The sequence below is a fragment of the Spirosoma sp. genome (genome assembly GCF_048594605.1).
In the GTDB taxonomy this organism is placed as follows: Bacteria; Bacteroidota; Bacteroidia; order Cytophagales; family Spirosomataceae; genus Spirosoma.
In genome coordinates this window covers 1-8,150 of record NZ_JBMDWV010000414.1, presented here as the reverse complement: position 1 = coordinate 8,150, position 8,150 = coordinate 1, and the positions used below count along the sequence as shown (strand labels likewise).

Here is an 8,150-nt window from a genome sequence, read left to right as displayed (position 1 = left end):
GAAACTCCGAACGTAGGCTTTTTACAATCGCTTCTGCTTTTTCGGGCAAACCATCTTTCCGCACCAGCGGAAATACGGCTGCTTTGATTGGAGCCAGCGCAGGGTGCAGTTTCAGATACGTCCGCTCTTTCTGCTGATCGCCTTCACCAACGGTTTCTTTCGTAAAGGCATTACAGAACGTAGCAAGGAACAGCCGGTCGGCGCCTACAGACGTTTCCACTACGTAAGGAATGTAGTTGCCGTACGGCTTGCCCGTTGCTTCGTCGATATCATTGTCGAAATACTGTTGTTTCTTTCTGCTAAGCTCCTGGTGCGATTTCAGGTCGAAATCGGTACGTGAGTGAATGCCTTCCATTTCGCGGAAACCAAACGGAAATTCGTACTCAATATCCACAGCGGCATTGGCGTAATGCGCCAGTTTTTCATGGATGTGGAATTTAAGCTTCTGCGACGGCAGACCGAGTGCCTGGTGGAACTTCATGCGCGTATCGCGCCAGCGTTCGTACCACTCCATTTCGGTTCCAGGCCGCACGAAGAACTGCATTTCCATCTGCTCGAACTCACGCATCCGGAACGTAAACTGCCGTGCAACAATCTCATTGCGAAAGGCTTTCCCGATTTGCGCAATACCGAACGGAACCTTCATCCGACCCGTTTTCTGTACATTCAGGAAGTTGACGAAAATACCCTGCGCCGTTTCAGGACGGAGATAGATCAAACTGGCATCTTCGGCTACTGAACCTACCTGCGTCGAAAACATCAGGTTAAACTGGCGCACTTCTGTCCAGTTGGCTGTCCCTGAAACCGGGTCTTTAATGCCTTCTTCGATGATCAGATTCCGAAGTCCTTCCATATCGTCGGCACTTTGCAGACGCCCCAGTTCATTACGTAGCGCCTGGCCACGTGCCCCATCGCCCGCCTTTTCGTACTCCTCAGCTTTTAGTTCAATTAGCTGATCGGCGCGGTACCGTTTTTTGGAATCGCGGTTGTCGATCATTGGATCATTGAACGAATCAACGTGACCAGAAGCCTTCCAGGTGAGTGGATGCATGAAAATAGACGCATCGATTCCTACTACGTTATCGTGGAGCTGCGTCATGGCTTTCCACCACAGCGTTTTGAGGTTATTTTTTAATTCCACGCCATTCTGGCCATAATCGTAAACAGCCTGAAGTCCGTCGTAAATTTCAGACGACGGAAATACAAAACCATATTCTTTGGCGTGGGCGATGATATCCTGTAAAGAGGCTGCCGGAGTAGCAGGCGCCGGAGTTTTTGTATTATCCATAAGTGGGCGCAAAAATACGTTTTTATGCGCAAGTGCCTACGTACCTGTTTTAAAACATAATTTTTCCGCAACAAGTACACAACATGATGCATCAGAGTTACTAACGGTAATATTCATGCGTCTAAGAGTGCATGTTCAAACGGCTTCACTCAATTGTCCGCGATTATTTTGGCGTATCTCACAAAGAGGCAAGAGGATTTATAGGGCTATTGATTTTGACAATCGTTTGCCTGCTGACTCCGTTCGTCTACCGATTTCTATCGGATCGAAAACCCGTTGATACGTCGATTGCCGATCAGCGTAAGCTCGATAGCCTGGTTAGGCTGATGCAGGCCGAAGACGTAAAACAACCGCAGACTGGACGTCGCTTCGATAATGACAAAACCACGTTGGAACATTTCAGCGAACCCAAGCTTTTCTCATTTGATCCTAATACAATCAGCGTAACCGGATGGCAGCAACTGGGACTCCCGCGCTGGCTGGCGGAACGTATCGAGAAGTACCGTAATAAAGGCGGACAGTTTCGTAAAAAGGAAGATTTACTACGCATCTACGACTTTCCTCCAGAACTCTACGAGCAGCTCGAACCGTACATTACGTTGACGGACAAAAGGGCGAGTGAAACGAGTGGCCGAGCCTTAACAGATAACAAGTCGTTGGCCACTGGCCATGAACAATCTGCCTTTACGGAACGTACTGAACGCAAAGAGCGCGTGGCCAGGCCCGTTCTCCAGCCGTTTGATATCAATACCGCCGATACGTCACAATTGATTGCACTGAAAGGCATTGGTGCTACGTTGGCCGGGCGGATCATCAAGTTTCGCGATGCTCTCGGCGGCTTCGTTTCCCCAGACCAGTTTCATGATATATATGGTCTGGATTCTCTCGGATTGACACAGTTGTTAACGTTCGGTAAAATCCGGTCGTCGGTACGTAAGATTCCGGTCAACACCGCTACGGTCGACGAACTGGATCGGCATCCGTTTTTATCGCGTCGACAGGCTCAGGTTATTGTTACGTATCGGGAGCAACACGGCGCTTATACCTCGGCAGAATCGCTCAAACCGATACGAATTCTGGATGCAAAGACAATTGAGAAACTTGCACCGTATCTGGAATTTTAACTGACGAACCTGTTTAACCTTTCGAAGAGGAGGGCTTCACTAACGAGGCTTTGTCATTTCTCCCTCCGGTCGAAATGGCAAAAAATGATCCTGCCGCTACCCATGTTCTGAGAATTTAAAAACCCCCAACAAATTCGGATGTCGTAACCAATACAAATCAGCGTTTCATTGAGCAGGCAGCTATCGAAAAATGCTACGTGCCTGATGAAACGCTGGTTAAGTCCAGGTTCCTTTACGAAAATCTCCGCTTGCTTAAGACTGCTTCCGTAACCCCAGGTAGTATTTTCCAGGTTAAAGCGTATTGAGAAGCTCTGATACGCTAACCGCTTCGCCCGGCAGATCACCACTAAGCAAACACTGGTAAGCGGTATAGAAATGGTATTTATTGTGATTCGGCTTCCAGTCGAAAATCCAGACAACGTCGAAGCGGTTTTCTCCATTTTTGTCTTTCGGCCACTCAGACGGTGTGGGCCTTAGTGTAGGAATATGATGAGCGATGGAAGGTATACGCTGAGGCTCTCCGCAGATCAGTGCTACGTCCTTGCTGCCAATTACAGCGGTTGCTAGCTGTTCTTCTGTCTCAAAATCGTCATGAATTACGAGGTCCAGTTTATCGCTCAAGGGGGTAAGGGTTTCCCTGGAACGGCTGCTTTTACCTCCTGCATTATGCTGCATTTTTTCACGGTTTTGGTAATCAGTTCCCGAGGCAAATAGCGCGGCAGGCTCAGCCACACCACTACCCATGAACGTACCGTCTGGCAATGGGGTAAAGTAAGCGGCTAGCGCACCAGCACGCTGCCAGCCCCGAATAGTCAGTCCCTCATTATCCTTTTCGCCCTGATTCGTAACACCGTTAATCTGATTACCATCTGATGCCTGATACGGTTTTTCGGCCTGGCAAATGATCATAATTTTTACTGCGTTCATAATAGGGAAGGTTGGTTAAAGCATCGACAAACAATGATTGAAACTGATTTGCGGAGTGAGCCAATCTGCAAGGTGTAACTGTCTAATTATGTGTGTGATACTGACCGAAAAAAGCAGATATTTCGATTCGGTAATTGTCCATAATCACTAACAATATACTCACCAGAAAGTCCGTTGACATCTCCTTATTTGCTCGTGACAAAGCTAGGCGGTCATTAAAAAGCCTGATGTCAATAATGTGGCGGATGCTGTAAATTTTGTTACCGCTTATATTACCCAAGTCTTTTCCGCCATCTTATCACGTATTCAAACCTCGAATGTACCCCAATACCTATTTTTATACAATAAAATGTTTATGAAAATTACATACCATTAACTAATGAACCTCTAATTCTGTTGCCTCAATGGCCCTAGTTTATCCAAAAAGGGTCATTTTAACGCTTTGTTAGCAACACTACGTTCTCGACATGATGTGTATGCGGAAACATATCAACTGGCTGCACGTCGGCAACTGCGTACCCTTCATCTAATATTCCCAGATCGCGGGCCTGCGTAGCCGTATTACAGCTTACGTACACGATACGTTCGGGTGCCGCCTTGAGCAACTGACGCGTTACGGCCTCATCCATTCCCGCGCGGGGAGGATCAGTAATCACTACGTCTGGCCGACCGTGCTGATCAAAAAAGCTGTCTGTCAGGATGTCGCGCATATCGCCGGCTACGAACGTTGTATTCGTGATTCCATTGATATCAGCATTGATCCGCGCATCAGCGACTGACGCTTCAACGTACTCTACGCCCACTACCTGTTGGGCCGAACGAGCTACGAACAGCGCAATTGTTCCGGTGCCAGTGTATAAATCATAGACTCGTTCGCGCCCTGTTAAGCCTGCCCAGTTACGAGCTACTTTGTAGAGATTGTATGCCTGTTGGGCGTTGGTCTGATAAAATGATTTAGGACCGATCCGAAAGGTCAGCCCTTCCATCTGCTCTTCTATATATGGTTTTCCACTCCAGTTCACTACGTTCTGGTCCTGGTAACTATCATTTTTCTTTGTGTTCAGAATGTAGTTCAGGGATGTAATCTGTGGAAATGTTTGCTGCAGATACGACAGCAGGCCGTTCAATAGATCCGGATTGTCCTGTGCAACCTGCAACGTTACCATCACCTGTTGCGTAGTATCGGCAGTGCGGATGATCAGCGTCCGCAGAAAACCCGTATGCATTTTTAAATTATACAATGTCAAATCGTGCCGAAAAACGTAATCATTAATCGCCTGACGAATCGCATTGGAAGGATCGGGCTGGAGATAACAATGCCGGATGGGCAGAACTTTATCGAAGCGGCCGGGTACGTGGAAACCAACGGCCCGCGGATCTATCGGCTGGTCGGTACTAACTTCCGCCGTGGTCATCCATCGACCTTCAGCGCACGTAAACTCCAGTTTATTCCGGTAGTATTGCGTGGGGTGAGCGGCCATGATAGGCCGTATGACCGGCAGATCTACCTTGCCGATACGTGTCAGATGGTCGATCACCTGCTGGTGTTTAAACCCTAACTGCTCGCCGTATTGAATGTGTTGCCATTTGCACCCGCCACACGTACCAAAGTGCTCGCAGAACGGTTCCGTTCGCACTGGCGACCACTCATGAACGCGTTCGGCAACAGCTTCCCGGTATTGTTTTTTTCGGTTTGTGATACGAAGATCCACCACATCGCCGGGTGCGACCCCAGGCCCGCCGGTAGGATTTTCAACAAAAATGACTCCCTCATCAGTACGTACTATGCACTTCCCTTCGGCTGCTACCGCATCAATTCGAACGCTTCCCAACCGTTCGGGTGTTTTATGAATCTTCCTACGCATAAGTCCTAAAAAACTGCTAATTTAAGCATCCGTTTTCGGACCGGCTCTATTCCGAACTGTTTCTGTGTATGTCGAACTTGTACCCTAAGTGGTGGTTAATGGTAGTGATAACTGGTCTTTGCCTGGTTATAAGCCATTTGTCTCAGGCCACTCATATCGTAGGCGGTGAACTGGAACTTCGTTACCTTGGCGCTCAGAGCGTTTACTCGCATCGCATCAATCTGAATCTTTATTTCGATGTCATCAATGGCGATACAGGTGCAGATGACGGGCTGGTTTCGGTAGGCATTTTTTCCAGGCGTACGAACCAGCTCATTGGTTTTGTACCGCTCAATCGGATCAGTTCAGAACCGGTCGTCTATACCAGACCAGCCTGCATCAGTGCGCAACTAAGCACTCGATTGATTCGACACAGCATCGATCTAAATCTCGATCCTAACGTATTTAACGATCCGGGCGGCTACTACATGTCATGGGAACGTTGTTGCCGCAACGGAACGATCACGAATTTGATTAATCCGGGCGGTGCCGGATCAACCTTTTACCTGGAGTTTCCGGCCATAGGCAGTGGTCAGAATCGCTACTATAACTCGTCGCCGGTCTTCGCCATCCCCAAAGGGGATTATGCCTGTATCGGTCAACCGTTTACGCTCGACTTTAGCGCCAAAGATGCCGATGGCGATAGTCTGGCTTACAGATTGGTTGATCCTTACAACGGCTACAGCACTACGTCCATTCCGAATCCAGGCGCCTTAAATCAGGCAAGACAACCCATATTTTACCCTAGCCCCTACCCGGCCGTACGTTGGTCTACAGGAATTTCTGCGGCAAACCAGATTCCAGGTACGGCTCCGCTACGTGTTAACAACCGCACCGGTCTACTTACCGTTACGCCCGACCGGGCCGGTCTTTTTGTCTTTTCCGTAGAGGTAACCGAATACCGGTCAGGTAAAGCTATTGGCCTGGTTCGGCGCGATTACCAGGTACTTGTTATTGACTGTCCGAAGAATAATTCGCCCAAGCTGCTGTTTAAGCCAGAAGGGCAAAAGCTGTTTTATCAGGAAGGCACCGTATTGACAATTGCTGAGAAAGACACAAACTGTTTGACACTCTACCTGACGGATCTCGACGTTAATCAACGGGTTACGATTACAAACATGAGTGGTTCCCTACCCGGTTTGACGTTAGCACCAGGTGAGCTTGTCACTCGCACCAGTCGTGATACATTACAGGCTAAATTCTGTTTTGGTCGCTGCGTTGGCGGCACAGGTACTCCCATTACGTTGCTTATTCGGGCCACAGATGACGGCTGCCCGCAGGGGCTTAGCGATACGCTCAGCGTTCGGCTCAACATCGTTCCATCGCCTAACAATAAGCCCCTGGCCGGAACAGACTTGTTAAATAATCGCGGGAGTGTTACGGTAGGCTCATCACTGACTTTTAATGCATTCGGCTCGGATATCGACAATGATAACGTAACGATTCAGGCCGTTGGTCGAGGATTCACACTAGCGCAGGCCGGGATGAGCTTCGGATCGGCATCGGGCGTAGGTAAAGTGTCGCAACCTTTTGTGTGGAAACCGACCTGCTCGCAGGCAATGCAATCAGAGTATCTGATCGATTTCATTGTAACGGATACCCGCTGCAATCGTAACCTCCGCGATACGGTTACTGTAAACCTGTCCGCCATCGGTAAACCCAGTCAGCCGCCCAGTATACGCACTACGCTACGTCAGCAGGTTGTTGAACTTACCGTAAGCCCGACCGATTCGTTAGGATTGACTACGTTCGACGTACTGGGTAATGATCCGGATCGGGATACGCTCCGCTTAACCGGTGTGGGTCATGGCTTCGATATGCAAGCCGTGGGAATGGAGTTCTCGAATAAAAATGGGCTGCCGACTCTTCAGTCTCTATTCAACTGGCGGCCAACCTGTGAATTAATGGCCGGAAAAACGGAAGCTACGTTCGTGGTTGACTTCGTGGTCGATGACCGTTCCTGTCAGCCTAATCACAGTGATACTACTACCGTTACGTTCCATGTAAAAAGCCCGGCGTCAGACACCGAGATCACTGTTCCGAACGTATTTACGCCGAATGGGGATGGTATCAATGATTATTTTGCCATCAAGAATATGCCGGAAAATTCCTGTGCAGAGCAATTTAAGTCGGTCGAGATTTCGAATCGATGGGGTCAACCCATTTTTAAATCGACGGACCCTAGATTTCGATGGTACGGTTACAATTCGCCAGTCGGAACGTACTATTATCTAATCTTAACAACCGCCCGAACGTTTAAAGGACCCGTAACACTAATGCGTTAATACGTGGCCGTCAAGATCAGCATCTGGCTATATCATCCACACACTGTCCTGGCGAATGAAGTACAATTCATTGTGCCACAGTACACGAAGATAGATGTCTTTTGTCCCAAGAATATTCACCTTGTGTCCTCGCCCTATTACTTCAGCAACAGGCGCAGCAGCTGATGGGTCGGTACGCAGCAATACCCGATCCTGACTTGTTATTCCAGACTGTACACCTTCAGGTAAGTTGGTAAAGACCAGCAGAAGAAACAGATACACAAATAGAATCCATTTCTGTCGGCCAGGAATTTCTTCTCCCCGGATTCTCTTGACCACTAATACGCCAAAAACGTACCCCGCCGGAATGAGCAGAAATAACAGAAAATAGATACCGTATCTACGATAGAAGAAGTAAAAATAGTTAAGATCATCGGTTTCGTATCCGCTGAGATTATTGGCACGAGCGATCTCATTCATTCGGTGCAATACGGTATCATCAGGATGCCGTTCAAAATAAACATGCAGGTAGTATAGCTGACGTGGTACGTCGTTCTGCTGCTCATAAGCGCTTGCCAGCTTCAACAACATAGGATCTGTAGCCGTATGGCCTTCGGCAAGCGTCATTTCATACAATTGAGCA

General features: G+C 48.4%; 6 protein-coding genes. 2 read left to right on the top strand and 4 right to left on the bottom strand.

Annotation, left to right across the window (positions count from 1 at the left end):
• Positions 1 to 1,288, bottom strand: a 1,288-nt coding sequence (locus ACOJS8_RS25740) for a glycine--tRNA ligase (RefSeq protein WP_420151426.1), incomplete at its 3' end; no start/stop codon positions are given.
• Between the two features lie 131 nt (positions 1,289 to 1,419).
• Here ACOJS8_RS25740 and ACOJS8_RS25735 point away from each other — a divergent pair.
• Positions 1,420 to 2,412: a helix-hairpin-helix domain-containing protein gene (locus tag ACOJS8_RS25735; RefSeq protein WP_420151425.1), complete on the top strand. Its 993-nt coding sequence runs from the start codon at positions 1,420 to 1,422 to the stop codon at positions 2,410 to 2,412.
• Positions 2,413 to 2,703: 291 nt separating this feature from the next.
• Here ACOJS8_RS25735 and ACOJS8_RS25730 read toward each other — a convergent pair whose 3' ends face one another.
• Complete coding sequence (locus ACOJS8_RS25730; protein WP_420151424.1) at positions 2,704 to 3,339, bottom strand: hypothetical protein; 636 nt, start codon at positions 3,337 to 3,339, stop codon at positions 2,704 to 2,706.
• A gap of 434 nt (positions 3,340 to 3,773) precedes the next feature.
• On the bottom strand, positions 3,774 to 5,204 hold the full coding sequence (gene rlmD, locus ACOJS8_RS25725; protein ID WP_420151423.1) for a 23S rRNA (uracil(1939)-C(5))-methyltransferase RlmD: 1,431 nt from the start codon (positions 5,202 to 5,204) through the stop codon (positions 3,774 to 3,776).
• Between the two features lie 68 nt (positions 5,205 to 5,272).
• Here rlmD and ACOJS8_RS25720 point away from each other — a divergent pair, with 68 nt between their 5' ends.
• On the top strand, positions 5,273 to 7,528 hold the full coding sequence (locus ACOJS8_RS25720; RefSeq protein WP_420151422.1) for a gliding motility-associated C-terminal domain-containing protein: 2,256 nt from the start codon (positions 5,273 to 5,275) through the stop codon (positions 7,526 to 7,528).
• Positions 7,529 to 7,555: 27 nt separating this feature from the next.
• Here the strand turns inward: ACOJS8_RS25720 and ACOJS8_RS25715 are convergent.
• A partial coding sequence (locus ACOJS8_RS25715) for a hypothetical protein (protein WP_420151421.1) occupies positions 7,556 to 8,150 on the bottom strand: 595 nt, incomplete at its 5' end.